31 protein-coding genes and 2 tRNA genes are annotated in these 23,548 nt (G+C 48.6%); 3 read left to right on the top strand and 30 right to left on the bottom strand.

Annotated features, from left to right (window positions below; genetic code table 11):
• Window positions 1-76: 76 nt before the first annotated feature.
• The 19 genes from ACEN86_RS07830 to ACEN86_RS07740 form a co-directional block, all read right to left on the bottom strand.
• Window positions 77-196: a CD1375 family protein gene (locus ACEN86_RS07830; RefSeq protein WP_495633733.1), complete on the bottom strand. Its 120-nt coding sequence runs from the start codon at window positions 194-196 to the stop codon at window positions 77-79.
• Window positions 197-254: 58 nt separating this feature from the next.
• On the bottom strand, window positions 255-617 hold the full coding sequence (locus ACEN86_RS07825) for a hypothetical protein (protein WP_495633732.1): 363 nt from the start codon (window positions 615-617) through the stop codon (window positions 255-257).
• Window positions 618-631: 14 nt separating this feature from the next.
• The gene (locus ACEN86_RS07820) at window positions 632-1,834 is read right to left on the bottom strand and encodes a hypothetical protein (RefSeq protein ID WP_495633731.1); all 1,203 of its coding nucleotides are present in this window, start codon (window positions 1,832-1,834) and stop codon (window positions 632-634) included.
• Window positions 1,835-2,143, bottom strand: coding sequence for a hypothetical protein (locus ACEN86_RS07815; protein ID WP_495633730.1), 309 nt, complete (start codon window positions 2,141-2,143; stop codon window positions 1,835-1,837).
• A complete protein-coding gene (locus ACEN86_RS07810; protein ID WP_495633729.1) occupies window positions 2,144-2,482 on the bottom strand; it encodes a tail fiber protein in 339 nt (112 codons plus the stop codon).
• Window positions 2,475-3,050: a YmfQ family protein gene (locus ACEN86_RS07805; protein ID WP_495633728.1), complete on the bottom strand. Its 576-nt coding sequence runs from the start codon at window positions 3,048-3,050 to the stop codon at window positions 2,475-2,477. The genes ACEN86_RS07810 and ACEN86_RS07805 overlap by 8 nt, the downstream gene beginning before the upstream one ends.
• Window positions 3,043-4,161 (bottom strand): baseplate J/gp47 family protein, encoded by a 1,119-nt coding sequence (locus tag ACEN86_RS07800; protein WP_495634249.1) that lies wholly within the window; start codon window positions 4,159-4,161, stop codon window positions 3,043-3,045. The genes ACEN86_RS07805 and ACEN86_RS07800 overlap by 8 nt, the downstream gene beginning before the upstream one ends.
• Window positions 4,161-4,619, bottom strand: a complete 459-nt coding sequence (locus tag ACEN86_RS07795; protein ID WP_495633727.1) for a DUF2634 domain-containing protein — start codon at window positions 4,617-4,619, stop codon at window positions 4,161-4,163. Before ACEN86_RS07795 ends, ACEN86_RS07800 begins: the two co-directional genes overlap by 1 nt.
• A complete protein-coding gene (locus ACEN86_RS07790; RefSeq protein WP_495633726.1) occupies window positions 4,612-5,019 on the bottom strand; it encodes a hypothetical protein in 408 nt (135 codons plus the stop codon). Before ACEN86_RS07790 ends, ACEN86_RS07795 begins: the two co-directional genes overlap by 8 nt.
• Entirely contained in the window at window positions 5,012-6,007 is a 996-nt protein-coding gene (locus tag ACEN86_RS07785; protein ID WP_495633725.1) for an XkdQ/YqbQ family protein, read from the bottom strand. Before ACEN86_RS07785 ends, ACEN86_RS07790 begins: the two co-directional genes overlap by 8 nt.
• The gene (locus tag ACEN86_RS07780; protein WP_495634248.1) at window positions 6,004-6,639 is read right to left on the bottom strand and encodes a LysM peptidoglycan-binding domain-containing protein; all 636 of its coding nucleotides are present in this window, start codon (window positions 6,637-6,639) and stop codon (window positions 6,004-6,006) included. The genes ACEN86_RS07785 and ACEN86_RS07780 overlap by 4 nt, the downstream gene beginning before the upstream one ends.
• A gap of 28 nt (window positions 6,640-6,667) precedes the next feature.
• Window positions 6,668-8,374, bottom strand: a complete 1,707-nt coding sequence (locus tag ACEN86_RS07775; protein WP_495633724.1) for a hypothetical protein — start codon at window positions 8,372-8,374, stop codon at window positions 6,668-6,670.
• Window positions 8,375-8,395: 21 nt separating this feature from the next.
• Window positions 8,396-8,527 carry a hypothetical protein gene (locus ACEN86_RS07770; RefSeq protein ID WP_495633723.1) on the bottom strand — a complete coding sequence of 44 codons (132 nt, stop codon included), beginning with the start codon at window positions 8,525-8,527 and terminating at the stop codon, window positions 8,396-8,398.
• A gap of 23 nt (window positions 8,528-8,550) precedes the next feature.
• A complete protein-coding gene (locus tag ACEN86_RS07765; RefSeq protein ID WP_127198032.1) occupies window positions 8,551-8,985 on the bottom strand; it encodes a phage tail assembly chaperone in 435 nt (144 codons plus the stop codon).
• Between the two features lie 21 nt (window positions 8,986-9,006).
• Entirely contained in the window at window positions 9,007-9,414 is a 408-nt protein-coding gene (locus ACEN86_RS07760) for a phage tail tube protein (protein ID WP_495633722.1), read from the bottom strand.
• Between the two features lie 24 nt (window positions 9,415-9,438).
• The gene (locus tag ACEN86_RS07755; RefSeq protein ID WP_495633721.1) at window positions 9,439-10,899 is read right to left on the bottom strand and encodes a phage tail sheath family protein; all 1,461 of its coding nucleotides are present in this window, start codon (window positions 10,897-10,899) and stop codon (window positions 9,439-9,441) included.
• A gap of 1 nt (window position 10,900) precedes the next feature.
• Window positions 10,901-11,125: a YqzN/YkzM domain-containing protein gene (locus tag ACEN86_RS07750; protein ID WP_495633720.1), complete on the bottom strand. Its 225-nt coding sequence runs from the start codon at window positions 11,123-11,125 to the stop codon at window positions 10,901-10,903.
• Between the two features lie 11 nt (window positions 11,126-11,136).
• Complete coding sequence (locus ACEN86_RS07745; RefSeq protein WP_495633719.1) at window positions 11,137-11,964, bottom strand: hypothetical protein; 828 nt, start codon at window positions 11,962-11,964, stop codon at window positions 11,137-11,139.
• 354 nt (window positions 11,965-12,318) lie between these two features.
• Window positions 12,319-12,774 carry an ArpU family phage packaging/lysis transcriptional regulator gene (locus ACEN86_RS07740; protein ID WP_495633718.1) on the bottom strand — a complete coding sequence of 152 codons (456 nt, stop codon included), beginning with the start codon at window positions 12,772-12,774 and terminating at the stop codon, window positions 12,319-12,321.
• 155 nt (window positions 12,775-12,929) lie between these two features.
• Here ACEN86_RS07740 and ACEN86_RS07735 point away from each other — a divergent pair, with 155 nt between their 5' ends.
• The 3 genes from ACEN86_RS07735 to ACEN86_RS07725 all read left to right on the top strand — a co-directional run bounded on the left by ACEN86_RS07735 (window position 12,930) and on the right by ACEN86_RS07725 (window position 14,293).
• On the top strand, window positions 12,930-13,259 hold the full coding sequence (locus tag ACEN86_RS07735) for a helix-turn-helix domain-containing protein (RefSeq protein WP_495633717.1): 330 nt from the start codon (window positions 12,930-12,932) through the stop codon (window positions 13,257-13,259).
• 90 nt (window positions 13,260-13,349) lie between these two features.
• A complete protein-coding gene (locus ACEN86_RS07730; protein ID WP_495633716.1) occupies window positions 13,350-13,979 on the top strand; it encodes an ImmA/IrrE family metallo-endopeptidase in 630 nt (209 codons plus the stop codon).
• A complete protein-coding gene (locus ACEN86_RS07725) occupies window positions 13,967-14,293 on the top strand; it encodes a hypothetical protein (protein ID WP_495633715.1) in 327 nt (108 codons plus the stop codon). Before ACEN86_RS07730 ends, ACEN86_RS07725 begins: the two co-directional genes overlap by 13 nt.
• 57 nt (window positions 14,294-14,350) lie before the next feature.
• On the opposite strand, the gene ACEN86_RS07720 is transcribed toward ACEN86_RS07725, so the two are convergent.
• The 11 genes from ACEN86_RS07720 to ACEN86_RS07670 all read right to left on the bottom strand — a co-directional run bounded on the left by ACEN86_RS07720 (window position 14,351) and on the right by ACEN86_RS07670 (window position 23,473).
• Complete coding sequence (locus tag ACEN86_RS07720; RefSeq protein ID WP_127198041.1) at window positions 14,351-14,509, bottom strand: asparagine synthase; 159 nt, start codon at window positions 14,507-14,509, stop codon at window positions 14,351-14,353.
• An 87-nt stretch (window positions 14,510-14,596) separates the two neighbouring features.
• Entirely contained in the window at window positions 14,597-15,007 is a 411-nt protein-coding gene (locus ACEN86_RS07715; protein ID WP_495633714.1) for a hypothetical protein, read from the bottom strand.
• A gap of 275 nt (window positions 15,008-15,282) precedes the next feature.
• Window positions 15,283-15,387: a YjcZ family sporulation protein gene (locus tag ACEN86_RS07710; RefSeq protein ID WP_221885995.1), complete on the bottom strand. Its 105-nt coding sequence runs from the start codon at window positions 15,385-15,387 to the stop codon at window positions 15,283-15,285.
• Window positions 15,388-15,588: 201 nt separating this feature from the next.
• A tRNA-Ile gene (locus tag ACEN86_RS07705) sits at window positions 15,589-15,662 on the bottom strand.
• Between the two features lie 23 nt (window positions 15,663-15,685).
• Window positions 15,686-15,759: transfer RNA gene (locus ACEN86_RS07700), tRNA-Met, on the bottom strand.
• 59 nt (window positions 15,760-15,818) lie between these two features.
• Window positions 15,819-16,061, bottom strand: coding sequence for a hypothetical protein (locus tag ACEN86_RS07695; RefSeq protein WP_495634371.1), 243 nt, complete (start codon window positions 16,059-16,061; stop codon window positions 15,819-15,821).
• Between the two features lie 81 nt (window positions 16,062-16,142).
• Entirely contained in the window at window positions 16,143-17,651 is a 1,509-nt protein-coding gene (locus tag ACEN86_RS07690) for an ABC transporter substrate-binding protein (RefSeq protein WP_495633713.1), read from the bottom strand.
• The gene (locus ACEN86_RS07685) at window positions 17,648-18,544 is read right to left on the bottom strand and encodes an ABC transporter ATP-binding protein (RefSeq protein WP_495633712.1); all 897 of its coding nucleotides are present in this window, start codon (window positions 18,542-18,544) and stop codon (window positions 17,648-17,650) included. Before ACEN86_RS07685 ends, ACEN86_RS07690 begins: the two co-directional genes overlap by 4 nt.
• Before the next feature lie 3 nt (window positions 18,545-18,547).
• Window positions 18,548-21,466, bottom strand: a complete 2,919-nt coding sequence (locus tag ACEN86_RS07680) for an ABC transporter permease (RefSeq protein ID WP_495633711.1) — start codon at window positions 21,464-21,466, stop codon at window positions 18,548-18,550.
• Window positions 21,466-22,623 (bottom strand): efflux RND transporter periplasmic adaptor subunit, encoded by a 1,158-nt coding sequence (locus ACEN86_RS07675; RefSeq protein ID WP_495633710.1) that lies wholly within the window; start codon window positions 22,621-22,623, stop codon window positions 21,466-21,468. The genes ACEN86_RS07680 and ACEN86_RS07675 overlap by 1 nt, the downstream gene beginning before the upstream one ends.
• Window positions 22,589-23,473, bottom strand: a complete 885-nt coding sequence (locus ACEN86_RS07670; RefSeq protein WP_495633709.1) for an ABC transporter ATP-binding protein — start codon at window positions 23,471-23,473, stop codon at window positions 22,589-22,591. The genes ACEN86_RS07675 and ACEN86_RS07670 overlap by 35 nt, the downstream gene beginning before the upstream one ends.
• Between the last annotated feature and the right edge of the window lie 75 nt (window positions 23,474-23,548).

Genomic DNA, 23,548 nt, shown 5'->3' with positions numbered 1-23,548 from the left:
TGTAATAGTGGTTGTTTTAAGAAAAGAGCCCCCGGGATGCGGGGGCATAAAAAGTGAGCTTGGCGGCGGTGTTTGTTTACTGGGCCAGGTAATCCAGGCCACTATCTACCAGAATGTCCTTTACTCCTGGTTGCAGGGATGCCGGTACGTCTGTAAACTTGGTCTTGCCAAGGATGACGCGTTGTGCAAAAAACATTGCCATTCGTCCTCACCTCCCCTTATGCGTGTTAGAAGCCAATAGAGCATGCGGATTATCATTGGTAAATGTGAGATGCCATCTCAGCGATAACATCCTCGATAAAGTCAGCACGATCTTTTAAAGCTGAGTTTTGGGCTTTCAAGAGAGAATTTTCATCCTGGAGGTGCTTGATTTGGTCATTTAATGGATTTAAGTCTGGACTATGGACAAGTTGATACCTGATTTTACCCGTCGTCTCATTTCTCGTTAGCATTGGATATTGCGATATATCGTGCTCTGGTTGCACTGGTAAAGAATCAACTAAAATCCCTGCTTTCAATTGTTCTGACGTCAAGTCTTCGGGCTGATAATGAATGGTTTCCACAACACTCTCACCATTTAGTGTCTCTTTAGCATTAAATACTAGAAAAATAGACATTTACCGTTCCTCCTCTAACTTAGTAGTTTTCTGGTAAGACTATACGAGAATACTTTATTATAAACGTTGTCTGAGCTATCTCTATGTGGTATCCAAATCCCATCGATATAACAGTCATAATAGCTGGAATAGTTATTGTAACCAGGCGCATAGTAGCTAGGTATATTCCCAGTAGACAGCAGCAGCCCCGAAGATAAATAAACTCTGGCAATGGGCGGTGTATTACTGACCAGAAAACAAGATCCATCATTGTAAACCCCTTGCAATCCTCCGTAGGCTGTTTCCCACTTCACTGTCTTGGTATCGAACCCAATACATTGCAACGCCGTGCCAGTTGTATTATAAAAGTCGCCGGTAACTGGGTTCATTTTCACGACATCCAAAGTCAGCCCGGTGTTATCTGCCTTATTTAATGGGAACGACTCAGCAAAATTGAATATACCCGCTGATATGCTGTATTTATAAATTGTATTAACTGATTTTGTATATAAGTTCCCTCCGTAATAATCCAACATATATGTGTCGGCAGTTGAACCAACCGTCACCTGTCGAATGGTGGCCATAGTCGTGACATTCACTGAAGTTAGGTAATTATCGTTTTTGATATATAATATGTCCCCTATCAGTAACAATGGTGGAGTGTTGACCGAGGGAATGGATAGATAACCCATTTGCACTCCAGTTGTTAAGTTAAGTTTGTAAATAAGCAAATAACCATTGGCAGCGAAAGATGCAATTGCATAACCAGACGATTCGTTGATAGCACCCGTTCTCAGCACTGCCGAGCCGCTAGTACTATATAGCCACAGCCTTGTCCCTGAACGGGTATACAGTATCGCCGTAGAGCCTGAGTCTATAAGTATATAGTTTTCAGACGTGCCAACAACCTTAATGGTATAGCTATTTTGATTTAAAAGCGAGTTCATGAAAGGGAGATTTAATCCCATATCCAAATAGGATACATCCGAGCCCAATGCTTTACCTGCCTTGATCGTAATAGTTCCGTCATAAATGCCTGCTGGTTTAACAATATCTGATGCTCCAGGGAAAATGGTCTGGGCTGCTAAAGCTTGCGTAACGAGCGCTCCTGCCAAATCAGTATCAGCATCATTGGAAAAAGTTTTGCCAACGCGAACATCCCCTGCTCCCGCGGTACCAGATCCACTGCCACCGTCTATCCTATTAGCGTCTAGTCGAAACGAATCCAGCTTACCCATTTAGCTCACCTCACGGCCACTCATGTAATAGGTAAGTGCAGATGCTGTCCCGGCCAGTCCGGTGATCGTCTCCCCTGCAGTCAGAATCTGATCAAGGAACGGAATGGTGATCGTGTCGTTAGCCTTGATCTTATGCTGATAGATCACTTCTGTTCCAGCCAGCAAAAGAGTTACAACTGCATCTGTTGCCGTCTTATTGCAAATAGTTAACGCCTTTACAAAGGTTGTAGTAGATGCCGGTACAGTGTATAGCGTGGAACTGCTTGTACCAAATATCCCCTTAGCTAATCTTTTGCTTACATCTGCCATTTATAAAGCCCCCCATCTATTTACTTGATCTGTGTAATTCTTAGCGTTCGTCTCGGCTGCACCAGCTGCCGTTACCCCTGCGCTCGCCCGATCATATGCGGCCTTTACCGCCTTCTCCGTAGCCGCCAGCGATTCACTCGTTCCGCTTGTGGAGCTGGAAAGCTGCACCTTCCCTTTTACCGTCAGGCTGGCATCTGGAATATCTAAATGGATGGAGCCAATGGCCTCATCTATCTTGTCCCAGTTCTGATTAAGCATGGTGTCGATGTTGAACGTGTCATTGCCGTCTGTTGCTGGGTTCTTTTTCAATAAATTCAAATTGGGTGTGCTGCTAGCCACGGTAACCACCTCCTGCAAATTTAGATAATGGAATGTTCTCCAGCTCATTAATCTTGATTACTCCATGAAGATCGCGGATTAGCATATAACTGAACTCATACTCCACCGCCATATGTGCTGGCTTGATCTCCTCAATTACAGCCTTGAGATCGTCCAGATTCGGCGGGATACCAATTGTATCTACGAATTGGATCGCAAAAGAATATTTCGCCGGCTGGAACGTAACATTCACTTTCCCGCCGTTATACGACTCGGCTACATTTTTCACTAGACGACCTGTGAAACTTCCGGCCCCTCTTAGTCTTGACTCTACCAGCGCGCGGCGCTGTTCAATAGGCTTACCCAGCTCCGTCCGAATGCCAAGCTCTGACTCCCATCTGCCCAGTCCCCATGTGGCGGTCTTGACGAAGAATTGATCTAGCATCTCATCCATAGCCGCGAAGAGGGAGTCCAACTCGGCCCCTTTTGCATCCATATCCGCCTTAATGACCCTTGAGGTCGCATAATAATCAGGCAAATAGGACAGCATTTCCTGCCCCCGCCTACTCCTCATCACCAACTCACTCATCAACATTCACCGTCCCGAGCACTGCGACCTTGCCCTGTGGGATCTCTAGATTGGTATTACTCACCCCATTAATGGTCAGGTCTGTGTAGTCAATAATGGCTGAGATATCCAACAGAACGGCTGCAATTCTTGTGTAGCGGACAAGCGGATCGGTAAAGGCGATCGTCTTCAGGTAATCCCGAATTCCTTTCTCAATCATCGTCTTCACATTAGCTAGCGAAGAACCGCCAGCCAGCGTCAGCTTGACACTAATATTTAGAGGCACTTCTTCTGCCGCCATGACAGTTACCACAGCTCCCGCTGGGGCGGCCCCTTGACCCTGCCCATCCTGAGTTGGATCCATATAGTGCTGTACGGCTTCGACCACCTCCGAGTTAGCTGCCCTTTTCTCTGAATCTAGCAGGTAAATGCCTACGGTTCCCGGTCCTTTCCAAAGAGGCTGAACCTGCCCCCCTCCTACACCCGGCTGTTCAAAAGCCCACTGGCGATACTGCGCCTTATTCCCGCTGGTCCCAGGACTGCGAACTTTCTCAAGATAACGCGCAAGCAGAGACTCATCCGATTCGACATCTGCACCGCCTTTTGTCTCCGATTCATTCGTAACAGCACTGATCCCGCTAACCGATGATGTCATCACGGTAATCGTACCTCCAGGAACATTCCCGTTCTTGCCAGCGACCACCGCCCTTACTGTGACTGTCCCAAGTCCATCCTCACCCAGTACAACCTCTTCAACAGTAGCAAAATCAATCGAGTTCTCCCCCGATATCTCATCCGCAGGTGTAGCCACAATCGTTCCAGATGGAATCACACTTCCAGGGGTTCCAGTAAAAATGACCATACCTGCAGCCTGTGCAGCTTCCCGTCTCACTACGCCGTGCTCGGCGCAGCGAAGATCCAGATATTCGCCATAGGCGGTCGCTGCGAACCCGCGATTCAGCACCTGCTGTGCCCATACTGCAGCTTCGGACAGCATGAATGCGGCCGGAGCGGCCGCATCCCACATGAAAGAACCCTCCGAAATATCGATATCGGAAGGCACTCTGGCCAGCATGCGCTGCAAAATATTTTCTTCAGTCTGATCCTCCAAATACAAAGGCAATTCGTTCATCATATCACCACGTTTCCCTGTAAAGTTACTTGTTCGTCCCTGATACTAGATACGCTGCAACTGAAAGAGCAGTTATCCCCCAGCCAATTGAACTCGAACCCATCCACCCGTTCGGTACGGCTGTCCGTGAGCAAAGCCTCCTGAACCATTCTCTGAATCTCACTCTCATAGACAGCTCTCTGCCCCCCGGAACCGATCAGATCTTCCAATTCATGACCATAGTCACGGGAGTAGATTAGATACTTGTATCGTGCGGTTAGAATCGTCTTCATACACCACTGGACCCAGGCCTGCTTCTCGTCCGCTTCAGCGATCTTGCCTGTCGGGGTAATCCTAAATTCTCCTGCATCAAAATCAAATCTCCAGCTCCGTCCGAATCGAGTCGTGGCCCCTGCCTCGGCTTCCTGCAGAAGCTCAGATTCTGATAAATCCGCGCTTACAGGAAATAGATTAGGCATTCCCGCTCACCACCTTACACATGACAACTACATCCTGGCCTCCATTTAGGCGAAGAGCAAGCACCCGATCCCCGGGCTGGAGACCTTTTCGCACATTCAATAAGGTCTTCTCCACTTCTGTCTCGTGAAAAAGAAACCGTCCCTCTCCACCAACCGCTGCACCACTTCCATCCCTCAGACCTTCCACAGTACCTGTAAGTGTGAATTCAGGCAGAACTAAGTTCCCAGGAAGCTCCGCCACCAAGAAATCCTGGATTTCATGCTTGAAATCATCCAGCCTCAGACCTGATGGAGTTAGGGTAGCCAAGACGGGCCCCACTCCACTCAATGCCTGCTTGGTATGAGACAACATGGCGGTGTTAACCAGTGAAGCCAGCGTTCCATAAGCATCTTCACTCAAGATAAAACCTCCTTCTTACATCATCCTTTGAAGCAAGCTCCAAGGTCATCGTGCCTCCACTCTTCAGTTCCCGGCTGACAGAAGTCACAATTAGTCGTTCTCCACTGAATGTAACGGCGTCCCCTGCCCTGATCGTGTTCACATCAAGGGAAGTCACGGTCAGTGAATGCTGGATACCTGCAAGCTTGCTTTTAGCCAATGTTTTGGCAGCAGCCTGCGTCTTAACCGCGTCGTCTTGGACAATTTTCTGCAGCGTGCCAAGCTTATCCGTCTCCCCTTTCACCCTAGCCAGCACTTTAGATGGAATATCCTCGTTGCCGCTTTCCGACGAACCGATGACCTTTACCTCAGTCACAGCTCCCTCCAAGGATCTGGACTGATTAAACTCAGTAATATAATCAAGCTTATAGACCACAGCGTTACTGCCTAATTTGTACAGTATAAGACCGCCCGGCGTCATTCTCGGATGGAACAGCTCACCCCCAAGCTTTGCCGTCTCCCTAAGATCATTGGTCATCATCGAATAGATAGACTGAGCCCGGTACATGGACCGTCCAAGCTTTGTCTTCGTATTCGGCATGTCTTTATGCAGTGGAATATGCCAGTGCTGCGCATATTTCTTCATTCGTTCGTCGGCAGACTGCCCTTTGGGGAACAGGTATTCATCTTCTGAACGATCCAGGTAAATCGTCTTATCGTATACCGTTAACGTAAGCCGCTTGGGGCTTCCCGAGCTTTCACACTCCCAGATCACTCCGGGCTGAAGAAGGTACACCAGGCCTTTACCTCCATAGGGCACACCACTAACACGAATATCCTGCCCCGGTTCTATTGCAGGCAGGCTTGAATTGACTATAAGACTGATCGTTGCCTGGTATGCGATCTGATCCAGTGAATCCCTGAGTGAAATACTCTCCACCAGCGAGGTAAGGTCGTACTTGTTCTGCAAAATCACTTTGTAATTGGCCTCACTGCCTACGCTAGTCATGGCATCACCAGCTTCTGACCAACCCTGATCTTGTTCGGATCATTCCCGATCAGCAGCTTGTTAAGCTTATAAATCTCCTTCCAACGTGCGCTGCTGCCGAGCTGGAGCTTGGCTATTTTCGTTAGCGAATCTCCTGGCTTAACAATATAGATTTTGGGGGATTTCTTCAGATCAGGCCGACTGGATTTGGCTGCAGACCCTGCAGTCCCTCCACCTAACTTGCCAACCTTCAACTCTCTCCAAGTCCTCAGGGTCAGATCGAAATAGACATCTCCCGTTTCACCACCACGAAAGGTCGAATTGTGGGAGGCTATAATAACCAATGTGTTCACCTGAGTCCCTGTGATGATCAACCGCAGCGGAGTCTTGCTGTGCAGAAAGGTCGTCAGCTTGTTCATGGCCTTCTGCGGGTCGGGAACGGGCTTATAGTTGCAGTAACTCTCGTCATATACTTTTGGAAAAAAAGAAGAGAAGGTGATCTCCTTCACCCTCTCCCCTTGCGGAAAATCAAAATCGCCCAGCGACAAAAGGGATACCGTATCGTATCCCCGCTCGCGTGTAATCTGCACTTCTTCAGGATTCACGGGGAAAACAAAATTGTCCCCATTCCCATCCCTCAGACTAAATTCCATCCCGGAAATCATGGTTCACCTCCTGCATCTAATTCGCTAAAAATTTGGGTTTGCTGTTCTGCATGGCTCCCCTGAGCTGTGCAGCCACCCTCTGCCCAACTTGAGCCGCAATCGCATCATAGTCAATCTGCCCGTTCGAGGTCTGTACCTGAACGGCGCCAACCGGCATGTTGACGTTGATTTGGTTATTAGTCTCAAGCTTTAGGTTCTTGATTTCATTCAGCAGGCCATTTAATTGAGGCTCCGAGATTTGCACCGTTTGCATCTGGCCGTTCTTTAGTCCTGCCGGGACGGAGCTCTTCGCCTGTGCATTCGCGGCCACTGTCCCACTAGCCGAACCCGCTGCCGCTGCGGCGGCAAGTGATGACCCTGTTACTGCAGCTGAAGGAGGCTTTGGAGGCAGCATCTTTGGAATCGGAGCCTTGACTGCTGGCTTAGGCTCCTCCTTTTTCTTCCCCCAAAAGAAGTTACCGATTGCACTTCCGATATCACTACCCGCGATACTCCCTATCAATCCACCAGCTGCAGCCCCAATGGCGGTGCCGACTCCAGGGAGGATCATGGTGCCGATCGCTCCCCCAGCTGCGGCACCTGCCCAACCGCCTGCGGCTGAGCCTACCGCCCGATTACGCTCCTCACCAGGCTTGGCTTTGACAATGTCGATAACGTCCATTGCTGTGCTGAGAGGACCGAGTACTTTCTTTCCAATATTCGCCGCACCTTTAAAGAGACTTTTTCCTGTATCCAGGAGTCCGCCAAAGAATCCCTTGGCAGGCGAAGCTGCCTTTGCAACCTCAGCTACCTTATTCAGTGGAGGCGTCACGGCGGGTTTGGGGACTGCTGCAGGTTGAGGTGGAACAACCTGTTTTGCTGGAATAGCAGCTGCCGGAGAAGTATTGACCGCTGCAGGGTTCGGCAACACGGTGGCCCCCGCTTGAATCCCGTTTAATGCCGTAGACTTTCCAACTGCCAAAGATTCTTTGATTGTTTTCGTCGGAGTATCTATAAGGGACTTGCGTACATCAGGAGGCTTGCTCGGTCTTGTTTGTCTGGTTCTCCCGCCTTCACGAGGAGTCTTATTGCTGACATCCCGGCCCTTTTTCTTTGAGAAATTCTCGGAGGCATCGTTGCCGGATTTGCCTCGTTTTCTATCTTTTCTTTTTTTACGGATATCACTAACTTTTTCCCCTAAGTCAGATAAGTCATTAAGAAACCCAGTTACATCCATAACTGTATCAAACCAGCCCTTATCTTCTTCCCCACCCTTACAGCTGCACTCCACGGCCAGCTTTCCTCCAGGAAAAATCTCGCTGAGCGCTGCCTTAAACGAAGCCGTCAACTCATCCGAGCCAATTGTCGTTACGTACACAGAAGTACTCAGTGTAGCAGGCGCAGCGGCGGAGCCCGTCGGCATACCCTTCAGCCATTTTCCAAGTGCAGAGGCCAAGTCTCCAAAAACAACCTCTACCTTCTCCTTAATATTGACCTGGTAGGCGGCCGGTTTAGCAAGATATCTCAAGTGCACCTGGTCAAGTGCCCTCGACAGATTCTTCACAGACTGGGTCATCCGGTCAACCATATTGACCTGGGACATGAGCTGCACCTGCTCCAGCTTTTTCACCCGCTTCTGGATTGAGTCGAGATATTTATCCATGCTTTTCAGCTCCCGGTTGCCAATAAGCAGGCTTTGAAAGCCGACGTTTACATTCAACTTCACATCCGAAGTCTCACTCATATCATTCGTTCACCCCCTTCTCTACGAACTATTCCCCGCCAGCATATCCAGCTCCAGCTCAGAGAAGGCAAGCAGCAGCTTGCGCTCCCCCTGTGGCAGCGTCCAGAACACTCCGGGACGGAGATGATGCCGTGACCACATGTGGTACAGCATCGTCGTCATTCCGCCGGAGTGAATCAGTTTTTTAGGTCATCGATGGCAACGCCAAATCCGGATAGCTCCAGCACTTTGTCGCCTACGGCGTCAAGCTCACCCGCAAGAAGCATGCGTCTAACCGCCTGTTCTCCTCCGGACAGCTTCATTCTGCTGACAATGCGGGAGTCTCCCCAACCGCTGAGCTGAAGTCCCTTCACCTCAAGCTGCGCCGTGGCTTCCGAGATAAGGAGCGCGTTGAACACCTCAGTGTCCACCTTCTCCTCAGTCCGGCCCTTCACGGTCTTGCGGATCGTGCAGCGCTCACGGATACTATCCACTTTGCTGGAGGTCAGCCCCCGCAGCACCAGCTTCATATCCAGCCGCTGAATAAAGACAGCCTCTTCAGGCAGCTTGTTCGCCGCCTCAAAGAGGCTGTCCAGAATTTGTTCTTCACTTAGATTTTCAATCGTACTCATGTAAGCATTCCTCCATCAAATTTAGTTGGCAACAATCGGATTTACGAGTTCATAACCTTCAAATGTAAACGCCGTCTCCTCGGCCACTTCTTCCCCTGCACTCCAGTTCGCTAACTGGATTTTGTCAGGCGAGCAGCGGATCAGCTTAACCATCTCATAACCGTATGCTTCCGGATCATCCAGCTTGGAGAGGATCTCGAACTTGGTAAAACCACGCTTGATCAAATCCGAAGTGATCTTATAACCACTCATCGTCCCTGTACCTTTCTTGATCCCGTTCTTATGAACTTTCCAATCCGAGCCACATAGATTAAGCTCCCTTTTCTCCACCTCCACGCTAGCTTCCAGCTTATTGATATGAGTCTGCCACACTCCATCGATGAAGACCTGACCATAAGTACCGAGAATAACCTTTGATGCATCCAACATATTGCTCATCCCCTTTTAAATGAATTATTGTACGTTAAAAGTTCCAAACAGCTGCTCCATCACATCAGACAGCTTGGCATTCCAGCGCAGATATACTTGATCCGGTTCAGGTGTGTGTGCTGCGGTACCACCGTAATAATCAGGATCGAGTTCTACATTGTACCCGGTAGACTCAATGACTCCGCTTGAAGCGAGCTGACGCAGATATTCTTTGCTGGCCCCGATCAATGCGAGGCGCCCTTCTTCCGTATTATTCACTTTACCGATATAGGTGTCCTCGGCCGAACGCTGAAGATCACTATTGATAGCATCCATCACACGGATGGTGCGGATCTTTTTCCAGGCATTGTTCTGACCCGCGCCCGGCTCAACCAGACTATTGATTCCGCGAAGCACCTTAACCTGGCGGCCGTCATGAATCAGCAGCAGCACTCCGTTCTTGACCGCCTGTTCCTGTTCGGAACGGGTCCATCTGCGGGTCACATCGGTAAAAGGCGCAGCCGCATACGTGACCGATTCACTCAGCTTCTGTCCTGCGATCAGACCTGCCACATAGGCAGCCGTCTGGGCAGAGCTGTAATCGTTGTCCCCTAATTTGACACCGGTACCTACATTGACAATTCCTTCGTGATTGAACACAGCTGAACGCCCAGCGGCCTTGCTCACCGCTTCAGTCCCCTTGTCATCTGCAGAAGATCCACCGAACACGGCAATGACCTTCTTGCCTTCTTTCCGAATCCGTTTCAGCCAGACTGAGAAGCTTTGTAGGAGAGCGGGGTCAGTCACCCCATCCAGAGACAGCACATCGAACTCTTGCGTTTCAAGCGCACTCTGAGCTTCGATATAATCACTGTTCTGAATACCTGAAATGCCGCTAAGCCCGCTGGTAAAAGGAGCATCCGTCACATTGGCGAGGCTTTCCTGAGTTTCGGCCAGCTTCTCCGCAGTAATCCATTTGTTCGCTGGACTAAGATTAATTGCCTCGATGGCTGCTTCAGGAATTCCTTTTTCGACCGAAAAAGTATAGAGAAGCGTTGTGTTCTCGTATAGTTTGATTTCTTGAACCGAGCTATCTCCTAGGCTTGGCTGAACGGTAACTTTGAACTTGTTCCCGCGGCTGCCCGGGTATTTTGCAACCAGCTTGAGCACATTGACCGCGCCGCTTTTTAGATTTACTTCTGCAGAAGCGGCAGTGTTGTCTGCCAAGCGGTAAGCCAAGAGCTTCTTGGGTCCTCCCAATAACGCCAGATACAATGAACTGTATGCGCTAGCCCCTCCTGAGACATCACTCGTGAATAGTTCATGAATCGCAGTCTCACTTCCGACCTCGACAAACTCATGAACAGGTCCCCAATTTGCCTTCACCGGAACAATAACAGTCCCGCGGCTCCCCGGCTGAATAGACGAAGCAGCCACCCCTTCAAAATTCATATATAGACCCGGTAATACCTGACCTTCTGATTTGGACCAATTTCCTCCTGCCATTTCACTTCACCTTCGCTTTCAAAAATTGTTGGACCAGCTCGGCCGATTCCATGACCGAATAATGTTCTCTTGCCAAGCCATACAAAGAACCTGCCAGAACTTCAGGCTTGACATGAAAAAGAGCCTCGGATTGCTCCGACAGCTCTTTAATCGTGTATAGATTTTCAATTGTAACTATTTCCTCAGATTCAGCTGCCTTCTGGGCTTTGCCTGATTTTCTCAGCATAGTGTGCCTCCTCAATCTTTAAGAACTTCTGAATAATTGATATTTTTAATGAATGGCACGGTCTCGATATTCCTGCGGGTCTTTGTCCTCAGGAGTACCGAGATCTGCCCGGACGCAATCCGGTCTGCTTCTAGATTCGTCGTACACTCCTTCACCAAGCATTGACGCAGATGGGAGGCATCCAGCGGAAGCTTCACCTGCCTGCCAATGGCTTCAATCAGTGTGCTCACCATGTTCTGTTCTTCCTCGGGACTTCGACCTATGACGTGAGCCGACAATCGATTATCCACATCTAACACAGATGAATTTGTCATCACCAGTTCACTGCTGCTTAATCTCCACAAGATGCAGGGACGAATATACCCTGTTGGCCACCAGCCCGTATAGACAGTCCATTCGTCACCGGCTGTTTCCTGTGTCCATTTTTGAAGCCCGGCCAACCAGAGCGAGTCTTGCTCAGATTTCTCGTAAGCCAACTGCTTCATGGCTGCGAATCTTAAGATTCGACTAGCCCCGGTTCGTCCCGTATTCACCATGTCACCACCCGGGTTTCCGGTGTATCTGCAGGTTAGCGAGCTCCCCGTATCCGGGACCAGTGCCTTCTCATGCAGCGCCTCAATAATCTGCTCAGACAGCTGATCCACTTTTGCAAAATCAGTCCCATACGGGATAACTTCAAAGTAACATCGATATCCGTTCCATGGATATTCAGCCGTCTCCTCACCCTGTCTGATCATACACAGCGGAAGAGGCAGGGAGATGTCGGCATCCATGTCGTATACCCGTCCAGCCAACTCCGAAATGCTGCTTTCGATTTGATGCTTAATCGCTGCTCTCATGTTCAACTCCTTTCTTATCCAGATCATTTATCGGGAAGCCAAGCTCTTGGATCATTCCGCTAAAAAATAAATAACCGGTCTCTACTGAGCCGGTCTACAATTAAGGGCTTGTCCGCCTTCGGTGTCCTTTGCTTAACTTCCCGATGATATAACTATAACACCGGTTTTGCCTAGCGAACGGCCATCTTCCGGCCATCAAACGGCCACTTTCCGGCCAGTCCTTAATGATCTCATAGTGAGCCTAATTCCAGCAGTTCTACCGCAACCAGACAGCAAAAGCAAAACCAGCTGACAAAAGTCAGCTGGTTCTGTGAGATCACCCATATCATGGATTCGATCACGCTCTCTACATCCTCAAGCCAGTACCTCAAGCTTAAGTGCTAGCGCAAGCTTGTACATAGCCTGTGCCTTCACCCTGCGGTATTTACGTTCACTTACGCCAAGATCTCCACATACAAGATAGTCATACGTATCATCCGTGTCCAAATATCGTTGCCGGATAAGATCTCTTTCCAGCTCACTTAAACACATCAAGGCTTTATCCATCATCACAGCTTTTCTCTCCATCAATAGCTCCCGGTCCACATTCCATACCGCATGGTTCTCCGTAGTTTTACTAATCATATTGGTCGATCCATGCACTCGCGGCTCGTATCTGGAAGTCGTTCCTGCCTCACGCCGGATTATCCCGATACGTCTATAGATCCGAACCGTTTCCAGCTCTTCTTCGACCCGTTTCCTTGTTGCTTCATTATTGACGACAGGCAGTTCATAGGTTAACTGCAGAGCATTTCCTTTAGACTTCATCATCAGCGCATCCCCTATCTCCATATTTTAGGCAACAATTTGTTTCCTCGTTTCCCTAATTATACGCAACAATTTGTTGCTGTCAATCACAAATAAGAAACTAATTGTTGCGTACACCTTTTCACAATGGGTATAATAGAAGTAAGCGAGGTGATGAAGTGTTTACGGAACGATTAACTCAGCTCAGGCTCTCCAAGGGCTTGACCCATCAAGATATGGCTGATAAATTAGGAATGACACGGCAGGGGTATGGACATTATGAATCCGGCAAGCGCACGGTCGATTCCGAAACCTTGGCTACCCTCGCAGACATATTGGAAGTAGATGCAGATTACCTGCTGGGCCGGACCTCACAACCTAAGTCCCTGCAAGAAGAGACCGGGATGGCCTTCTACGGTGGACCGGATCAATATAGCCAAGATGAGATTGAAGTAATGGAAGCGGCGTTGAAGGCTTATCGGGAACAAAAGAAGAAGCTGCTCCGTTAACTAGAACACAATTCGAAGATGCCCTTTCCTTAAGGGCATTATTTTTCGCCCTATATACGAACATACATTCCCTAAATGGAGGAATTTGTTATGGATTTATCTCTTTACTATGAAACCGAGCTTGAACAATGGATTAGCTCCCGCTACATAAAGCATGGAATTCTCCGTCCCTCACATCTGGATATAGATGGAGTATCTGCTGCCTTCGGGGTTGATCTTGTGGAATATGAAGGTCCTCCCTTTAGCTGTAATATGACGGATGTCATCTTTCTACCCAAGGGAATGGATACGCTCACCAAACGGCTTGTCTACTTCCACGAGCTGTGTCATGTTCTTAGACATGCGGGTAATCAGAGACAAATGCCGGAGCTTTTCCTGCAGCAGCAGGAACTCGAGGCAGAACGATTTCTCCAATATGCTGCAGCCCCTTTTTATATGATTAAGGAGCTGCCACTTGGAGAGGCGCAAAAAGAAGCTGTAGAGCTTATTGCCTCTGAGTTTCATCTTCCCTATAAATTCTCCTATGCGAGGCTGCTGCAGATTCAGAACCGGATTCTTACTCAGCTCACCGCGCAAGAGAATGCGAGAATGACCGATGCGAATGATGATCGCTTAGAGGAAGCTTCAAGACTACCTGCTAAATCACAGGAGACTCAAAGAATATTGACTCAGCTATCAAGACAGCTAAGTAAGGGAGTGAGGAAATTTTGGCAAGAATAGGTGTGTTAACAGAGTTTGATGTTGATGCCCAGGCTCCGGCGGTACTGCTAGTTAAGCTAGACCCTGAAGAACGGTACTGGTCCAAGATCCTGTATCTACAGATCGCATCACCATGGGAGCGGCTTGAGCCGGAGGAGTTCGGGGACGGAACCGGAGTTACGGTACTGATTGAGGATCTCATTTTGACATATGGTAAGGCGGATTCCATCGGGATTGACCTCCCACGTCTCTATCAGCGTCATCATACGTTAGATGTGGACCAACTGATCATTCGGCTGCAGGATCTAGAGGAGGTAATGAGTGCCTATAAGTAATTATCCTGACATAAAAAAACGGGAAGAGTGAGTCTCTTCCCGGCATCTTCCAAACGCTTAACGGTGCTCGATCAAATCGATTGTTCCAAGTACAATATGAGCCAGACCAAAACCAAGCACACCAGTTGCAGCCATTTTGTAACGGCTTCCTAGCATGGAAGCGGCTGTAGCTGACACTACTGCTCCAAGAACCGTTGGTATCAAGCCTTCACGCATGCCTAACACTCCCCTTAAGTTTGGTTTGAAAGACACCGTTTATTCTGGGTATATTCAGACCTCTTTATTCATGATGTGGTGAAAGTTCTATCGGGGAGGGAAACGGTCTGTTTTGCCACGGCCATAGATGATCTTCAGCTCTTCCATTACAGCCGGCTCCTCATTCTCAATGCACCACTGACGCAGCGCCTCAATGGCCTTCAGCTTGCCGTTGCCGCCATCGCGCCAGGTCAGAAGCTCAGCCACTTTGATCATAAGAGCTACCAGACTGCTGTTGTCCTGCTTTGTCTTTTCAGCTTTTATTTTATGATATAAAGCTTCCCGCTCCCAATCCAGCAAGATCTCTTCGCCTATTGTAGGCTTAAGCAGAGAATACACCTTACTGCAACCGGGACAGCGAACGGCCTCTACTTGTTGGCTTTTGAAGAGCACATTAATATCATGATTGCAGACCTGACAATTGAACTTCACATTAATTTCAGGTATAGGTTCTTCCATTTCGTATTGGCCCCCCAACTTAGATGAAGAATTCGAGTCAAAAGTACAATATGTTTACCCAAAATTAGTAACTAGGAATCTTTTTTCATCATAAGCTGCCAGGAGACCCTTTATATAAGGCACATAAAAAAGCTTAATGTTCAAGTTCTGGTTATTTTTACTAATTAAATATTAACAATAAATACTTGCTGCAACAATACTTTTTCACACACAACAAAGACGAGCCTGATAGACCCGTCCCTGCTGTCCTGCTTATTTAACTAGGCTGGTGTTAATTAGATGAAAGTACGAGTAATAATTACCAGCAGGATAAAAAGAACCAAAATCACCCCTGTAGAAGTAAAAACAGGATTTGGACGATTAACGTGACATTCACTCATCGTTGTTCCCCTCCCCTCGATCCTGATTCAAAAGTAATGTATGCTCCTATTCCCCTCTTTGCATGGGCAAACTGGCAATTGAGCTCTATTCTCTCTTGGTCCGGGACTCCACACCAGTCTTCTCTAAACATGTATGGTCATCTTGCCTAACTTATAATGAAACAACAAAGAACCCTTGCTCAGCAAGGGTTCTGCACGCTATGGGCCCTGAGGGACTCGAACCCCCGACCAATCGGTTATGAGCCGACCGCTCTAACCAACTGAGCTAAGGGCCCTTGTTACCTTTGTGATAAAAGTATTGCGGGGGCAGGATTTGAACCTGCGGCCTTCGGGTTATGAGCCCGACGAGCTACCGGGCTGCTCCACCCCGCGTCAGTAAATAGCGACATCTAATAATATACCTCATGAACATATCTTGAGTCAAGGGGAACCTAAAGAATAAATCGAACCCCGTATTTGCCCCGGCGGGAGCGAAATATTTCAATTTCACTTAAATCATCCAGCCCATAGATCCACCCATCATGCTCCAGCCTGCGAGCCAGACAGCCTGCTTGAAATTTAGTTCTATAAAGTTTGTTAAAGTACACCCAGCGCATGAATATCCGCTCACTTTCTTTTTGATCAAAACTTAGCTTCTCCCTTATTATGTCCAGATTGAACCAAAAAATAGTCATACAAAAACCGCCCTCTGGATATCCAGAAAGGACGGCTCATGTATTGATATGATTAGTTAAAATGGCTGGCTTACAGTTAACTTAGCCTTTAGTAGCGGCACCATCGGTAGGTGGGATAAATGGAGTTCCATCAGGCTGGAACTGTGTTTTTGGATTCTTTTTGATCTCCTGGAGCATTTCATTCCCCTTCTTCTCCCAAGCCTGAAGGGCTTCTTTTGGTGTCTTCTTATTGTCGATAACCTCTTGGATGAAGTTCTGCCCCACCATAGTAACTCCATAGATTCCCGGCTTCTCGGTTTGCAGCTTCTCGTCATTTGAGTTCACAGGAGGAATGGGCTTCAGCTTATAGAAAGCAGCCACATTATAATTAAGTCCACTCACGGGCTTGATAAAAGATTTGCGGGATACCATCTCATAGCTTGTGCTTCTTGCTTTAATCTTGGCCCACTCTGGTCCATTCAGAAATTTAATGAAATCCCATGCCGTATCCGGATTCGGCGCGCTTGCATTGATCGACATATAATTGTTAAGGTAGATGTCCCCACCAATGCCAGGCTTCTCCGGATGTGTAGGGATGGTTACAACATCCCAGTCAAAGGCTTTAACCTTCTTGTTCGTCTTCGCAGCCTCACTCATTCCAGTCAACTCGGTAACCAGGCCAATATCGCCTAAAACCATCGCCGTTTTGCCAGATTTAAAGACATCATTGTCAATTGGATTATACGTCTGATTTTGCTGCGGATTGTTCATTTGCGTATTCTCATATAAAATCTTATCTTTTCTGAGCTGTACAATTGTACTAATGACCTTTTCCCACTGAGGTGTATTTACCGTCATTTTTTCCGCTTTTTCATCAAAGAACCTTAATTGCAGCGGTTGACTGTATTTGAACACATCGTCACTCGCAGTAGCACCGTTATAACGATTAAATGCAAAACCATAGATCCGGTCTTTCCCTTGACCTTTAGCTACACGTCTGGCCAAATTAAACACATCGTCATAAGTCATCCCGTCTTTAGGCACATCTACACCGGCATCCTTAAAAATCTTCTTATTATAAAAGAGAGCGGAAGGCATAAAAGTTGGTGCCAGGGCATAGATGTTGTTATTTCCCATCTGCTTAATCCCATCGATAACAGAAGGAACGATATCTGAAGTATCAAACTTATCTTCTTGTATCATCGGGTCCAGCTGCTTAAGCAAGTTCTCATCAATTAATTTCTTCAAGCTGTTCGTATCGGAGACAATCACATCAACAGGGTTGCTGCCAGTCATAAGCTTTTTCAAGCTCTTCAAGGTATCAGGCGGCTGATAATTCTGCATATCACTATATTGGTATTGATCGTTGTTAATTGCAGGCACAATTTCTACAGTGACATTAGGATGAGTGTATTCATATACATCTGTAAACTGCTGCCTGAAATATTGATCACTCCCCCCACCGCCATACAGCATTCCGATACGCAGCACCTTGGGCTCATTGCTGTCCTTCGCCTTATCCGAGGTACAGCCTGCAATCATGCCTGTCAGCATGATCGCAGCAAGACTTGTCGCGAGAATTTTGTACGTCTTGCCAAATCGATTTCTCAAGATTCTTCCTCCTTAATTATTTTGGGCGGTGTGATTACAATCTTCCCTCCATCGAATTCCATGCTGGCTCTTCCCCCAATTCCAAGTGCCTCCAGGTATTCTTTGGGAACCTGTAATCTACCTACCCGGTCAACCACTACGAATGCCTCATGAACTTCCTGAAGTCCGCCTTGACTGCCAAATCCCCCATCTCCAGTAGCCATGTCAAGTCCCGGGTTCCTCTTAACGAACTCTGTGCTTGTAAGTCCGTCACGTATCGCAATAACCCGGTCAACTTTACTGGCAAGCGTCAGGTCATGCGTTACGATGACTATAGTAAGACCAATCTCCCGATTGATCCGGCGGAATATTTCCATAATTTGATCCGAGGTTCGGGTGTCAACCGAACCGGTGGGCTCATCTGCCAGCAGCAGCTTCGGACGATTAGACAGGCCGATTGCAATAGCAACGCGCTGCTGTTCTCCCCCGGATAACTGCTGCAGCTTGTTATGCATCCGGTCTTTCAGACCGACCCATTCCAGCAGCTGCTTCGCATAAGCACGGTCAACCTTGCCACCAAGCATCATAGGCATCTCGACGTTTTCCAGAGCCGTCAAGTAGGGCAGCAAATTCCGTGCGTTATTCTGCCAGATGAAACCGACCGTGTTCCTCTTGTACTGAACGAGTTCACTCTCGTTAACTTTGAGAAGATCCCATTCACCTACAATGACCTGACCGGCTGATGGATGATCGAGCCCGCCAAGTATATTAAGAAGGGTAGATTTGCCGCTGCCGCTGTTCCCGATAATCGCCATCATCTCTCCGTCTTCAACCGTTAAATTGAGACCCTGCAGCGCAACAACCTCGATATCCTTGGTCTTGAAAATTTTGACCAAACCTTCGCAGTGAATCATGCTTTATCTCTCCTCTCCAAGCTTTACGGCCTGATGCACCTTCAGCCGGCGGATCTGCCAGAGCAGCAAGCCTGCTCCCATTAGAAGCATGACAGCTACAACCAGATACAGCTGCTGCGTATCCTTGGCATCGAAGACAATCCGGAACGGCGGTACCTCTGAGGTCACGTTGTCTGCTGTCTGGAGAAAAGGGAGATATAATCGCCCGGCAAGCTTGCCGATCGCGATTCCAAGCACAATGGACAAGCCCGCAGTTAAAATCTGCTCAGCGAGGAGCATAGCGGTTAACTGTCTCCGGTATAAACCCATTGCCCTCAGTATCCCGAACTGAACTACTCGTCCGGAGAGATTAAAGAACCAGAATAGAATGTATCCGATTAACGATATAATTACGGATACAAGGAAACCGAGACTTAGGATTCCGAATACCCCACCGCGGGTCGGCAGCTTACTTTGGGTAACCAGTTCGGTTCTCACATCCTTGATCTTCGATATCGTGATATCTTCCTCGGATAGTTTGTTGTAGATTGGTGCTACCTTGGCCCCAGGCTTCATCTTCAGCCATACCTCGTAAGGGATCATCGGGACCTGGTCATATATATAATCTAGATTAGCAATGACAAAAGGAGCTTGGTCCGGATACAGATTCGGCCAGTAAGGAATGATCCCGTAGACGGCGAAATCAATTGTCAGATCATCAATCGACACCGTGAAGGTATCCCCCGGCTTCAGCTTATACTTGTCTGCCAGATTCGTAGGAATCAAAGCTGCTGCCTCATATTGTCCTAGCAGATTCAGATATTTGAAAGGGTGTGCCGGGAATAGATCATTCCGGAACCAGGCCACTTTGGAAAAGTCAACGTTATCAATCCCCATAATTCGTCCTTGCCCGGCGGACTGACCGGAGACCACGATATTTCCTTTGGTCTGAAGAACTCTTGCAGCACTCTCTACACCCGGTAGAGTACGGAATACTTCAAACGGCGGCTCAGAATAGACGATCTTTGCATTTTTATTCTGCTGACCCCCCGGTCCTGCAGCGCCTCCTTGCGCTCCACCACCGCCGCCTTGGAGTCCTCCTCCCGATGCTCCTCCTCCTTGCGTGCCGCCTTGAGCTCCACCGGAGCTTCCATTACCGCCTGCATTCAGCGTGACCTCAGGAGTACCCGTCCACTGCGTCTCTACAACAACATCTGTGCCGTAGCTGTACAGCGTGCGTTCGGTTGAATTCAGATCAATCGTTCTTGCGGCAGATGCATTATATACGCCAAGTCCCAAGGTGAGAACCAGCAAGATCATGAGCGGGTAATAGGATAACGAGGAGCGGGATAGCTGGGTAAGGCTCAAATACGATGACACTGGCAGCCAGCGCTTCCCTGCCCAGCCGATGAACTTCAGCAGCAATGGGAATATTCTCAGGAAGAACAGCCCTAGCGCAAAAATGGCAATGGCTGGTACGAAGAACAGAAAAGGCTGAATTTGCAGCTGGTCTGTTGTCAAGCCTGTTGTAAAAGTAAGCATCTGCCGTTCATTGAACAAGTAGTAGCCGTAACCTGCCACACCAAGCAGAACAACATCCAGGAACCAGCGCTGCCAGAATGGACTGCGGTCTGTTCTCGCCTGCTTCCGCTTCGTGTTCACAATAGATGACTTCGCATAAGAGATCGCCGGAATCAAGGTGGATAATATCGCCAGGATGACTGCCGCTGCGCCAAGCAGGAGAGCATCGGTATTAAATCCGACGGGAATCGATTTCCGGTCAACGAATTCAAGGAATCCGTTCGCGGAGCCTATGGATTTCGACATGAACCAGCCAAGAAGCGGTCCCAGAATCATCGAGATCGTGCCCAGTATAATGCTCTCCAGCAGGTAGATCATGATGATCTGCCTGGTTGATGCCCCCCGGCTGCGAAGTACTGCAATATCGCTCTGCTGCTTATCAAGAGCCTGCCGTGCGTTCATGACAATATAGTAAAAGACCATGGCGATCATCGGTGCGGCCAGCGTGAACAGCATCGTCTGAAGCTGTAGGCTTTGACTCCGGAAGCTGGCCAGCAGCTCTCCAAAGGATATCGTAACTTTGGTGTTCTTCATCTTCTGATAAAGCTCAGTATTAAGTCGATCCAGCGATCCGGATAAGGTGGCAATTTGGCTGGTCTTAATGTCAGCGAGATCAAAAGCATAGTACCAGGTTGAGTTATTTAACGGGACGTTTAATTCCTTCAGAATTCCTCCGTTAAAGGCGGATTCACTTGTGTACAGATTATTGGCAATGCCTTCAAGGCCCTGTACCCAATAAGGATCGGTCTCTTTACTAGGTTTAAAAGAACCCACAATTTCCACACGAAGCGTGATATCCAGTCCGCTGTATACCGGGTAATTCAGAATATCTCCTACATGGAGATCATTCTGGTACATGCCGTCCTCCAGCATGGCTACCTCTACGGTACCATCTGCTCTTTTATCTCCCGGCAGCCTGCCTTTGGTGATCTCTACCTCATCCTTAAGACCGCTCATGGCAGCCAGCGTCATCGACCGGGTTCGGCTGGCATCGACCTTGGAAGGGTCCTCCGGGTACACCTCTGTTCCCCGAATGGAGCGGGTATTCACATAGGCCTTATACGGGAACGGAATTTCCTTCGGAAGGTCTTGTCTTATGTATTGGTCCACCGTTTGAAGACCGGGAAGATCGGTTTTATCCCCTCCGGCAGCCTGATAGGTCATTAGCAAAGATCCGGCTGGAAGACCTGTGCTCTTCTCCTGAAGGGTCCGCGCTACGACTCGCTTGAGGGCGCCATCGGAATACATCGGGATACTTACCGTAAATGACACCGCCACGATCAGTCCGAGCAGTGTGCTGAGGGTCAGCCACCTTGTATTCCACATTTTTCGGAATAAGAATCGAACCAGCGGCATTCCCATTAGCGGCCCACTACTTTCTGTCCGACAGTAAGTCCCTTTTTGATCTCAACATCGGTTGATCTCTGCTCGCCCACTTCGACATCCACTTCCCGCTTGCTGCCGTCATCCTCAACAACCTGCACATAGCTGCGGGAGCCGGTTGTGCGCAGGGCAGAGATTGGAATAACTATGACATTCTCCCTCTTGGAGGTGGATACCGTAACACTAAGCTGGGTGCCTCGTTCAATTCCTTTCGGATATTTGTCCAGTTGAATAATCATGTATTGATCAAGGCTTTGCTTCTTCGGAGGTGTAGTGGTGCCCCCAGTTCCAGGAGCTCCACCGCTGCCGCTGCCCCCATTGCCGCCCGAGCTGCCCCCATTGTCACCAGCTCGCTCCAAAGCACTTGCACTGGGTAGAACTTTGATCTTGCCGCTGATCTCCCCGATCTTATTGATGTCTACCTTGGCCGGCATCCCGACGACCAGCTTCTCTAGATCTTCCTTCTGGATATTGGCGGCAACAACGAGATTGGACGTATCTGCAATAACTGCGATCGTATCATAGGACTTAATCATGGCTCCCTTATCTACATTGACTGAGGTTACCGTGCCAGAGAAAGGGGCTGTGAGTACCGCTCTTGAGATCTGATCCTTAAGATCAGCCAGCTCTTGGCGGGCTTTCTCGAACTGCAGTTTCTTCGTCTCAAATTCGATCGGGTCCTTCTCATCTTGTGTACGAAGCGCTTCCTTCATGGTGACTTCCTGTGATCGGATATCAAGCTCCTTGTCACGTACGCTTTTCTGAAGCTCTTCTGTATCCAGAGTGGCAATAACGGCACCCTTCTTCACCTTATCGCCAAGCTTGATATTTAATTCCTTGAGATGGAGCGATAGGGTATCCCCTAGTGTAAAATACACCGGCTCCTCGCGCTGGCTCAGGAACTGACCGCTGCTTTGTACCGTTGTCTCAAATGTATCTGACGTAACCTCATATTCAGGTTTCTTAGAAATCTTGGGAGCCTGAATGGTGGGCAGTACTTCTTCCTCCTGCTCCTTGGGCAGAAGCCCGCAGCCTGAAGAGGCGAGAACGCTCACACATAAAGCGGTGATGGCAAGACTTCGACCGAGGCCCCCCTTTCTTCTAGATAAATTTTCCATCCACCATTTCGTAAACATGGTCTGCTACCTCCAAGATTGTAGGATCGTGGGTCGTCATACAGATGGTGACGTTCTCCGTTTCGATGATATTTCTGAACACGGCCATTACCTGAGCGCCCATTTGGGAATCCAGATTGGCCGTTGGCTCGTCTGCAAGCAGCAGATGAGGCCGGTGGGCAATAGCCTTGGCAATGGCTACCCGCTGCTGCTCTCCCCCCGAGAGCTCAAAAGGCCGATGGTGCATTCGCTTGCCCAGCCCTACCAAGTTCAGACAGTGGGCAGCCCGCTCCTTCCACTCCTTAGACGGAATTGAAGCCATTCGCAGACTGAGCTCGACATTCTCCCATGCCGACAGAAGCGGAAGCAGAGCATAGGCCTGGAAAATAAACCCGATCTGGTCACGGCGAAGAACCGTTCTTCTTTTGTCACTCAACGTATGAAGGGTTTGACCACGGAAATAAATCTCCCCTTCTGTTGGCTGATCCAGCCCACCCAGCATATTCAGCAGAGTGGTCTTACCCGAGCCCGACCTCCCTTTGAGCATAACCAGCTGTCCTGGCAGCACTTCCATGTGTATTCCCTTGAGCACGTGAAGAGATTGTCCTCCTACTTGAAAGGACCGGTGAACATTCTTGACTTCGAGAATAGGCTCTAATGGCTTATGTATGATGACCGGATCAATTAATGGGTCTGTGTCTTGTTTGATAGGCTCGGTTTTACTAGAATCTAAGTTCTCTGAATCTATCCAATCCTCTTCCATCTGGTTCGTGTCCGGTTCCGGTTCAAATACCTGTACCGATGTGGACAAAGCTTCATTCCCCGCGCCCAGACCTTCGTCAACAGGACGTTTGCGCAGCCATCGCCTCATAACCTGTGCTCTCCCTATTTAATAAGATATGTAAATATTTCCAAGTCCTTCTGAATTATAAACGATTTGTACTGT

The organism is Paenibacillus sp. Paensp111, assembly GCF_059492195.1.
This window is presented reverse-complemented; position numbering and strand designations above follow the sequence as displayed.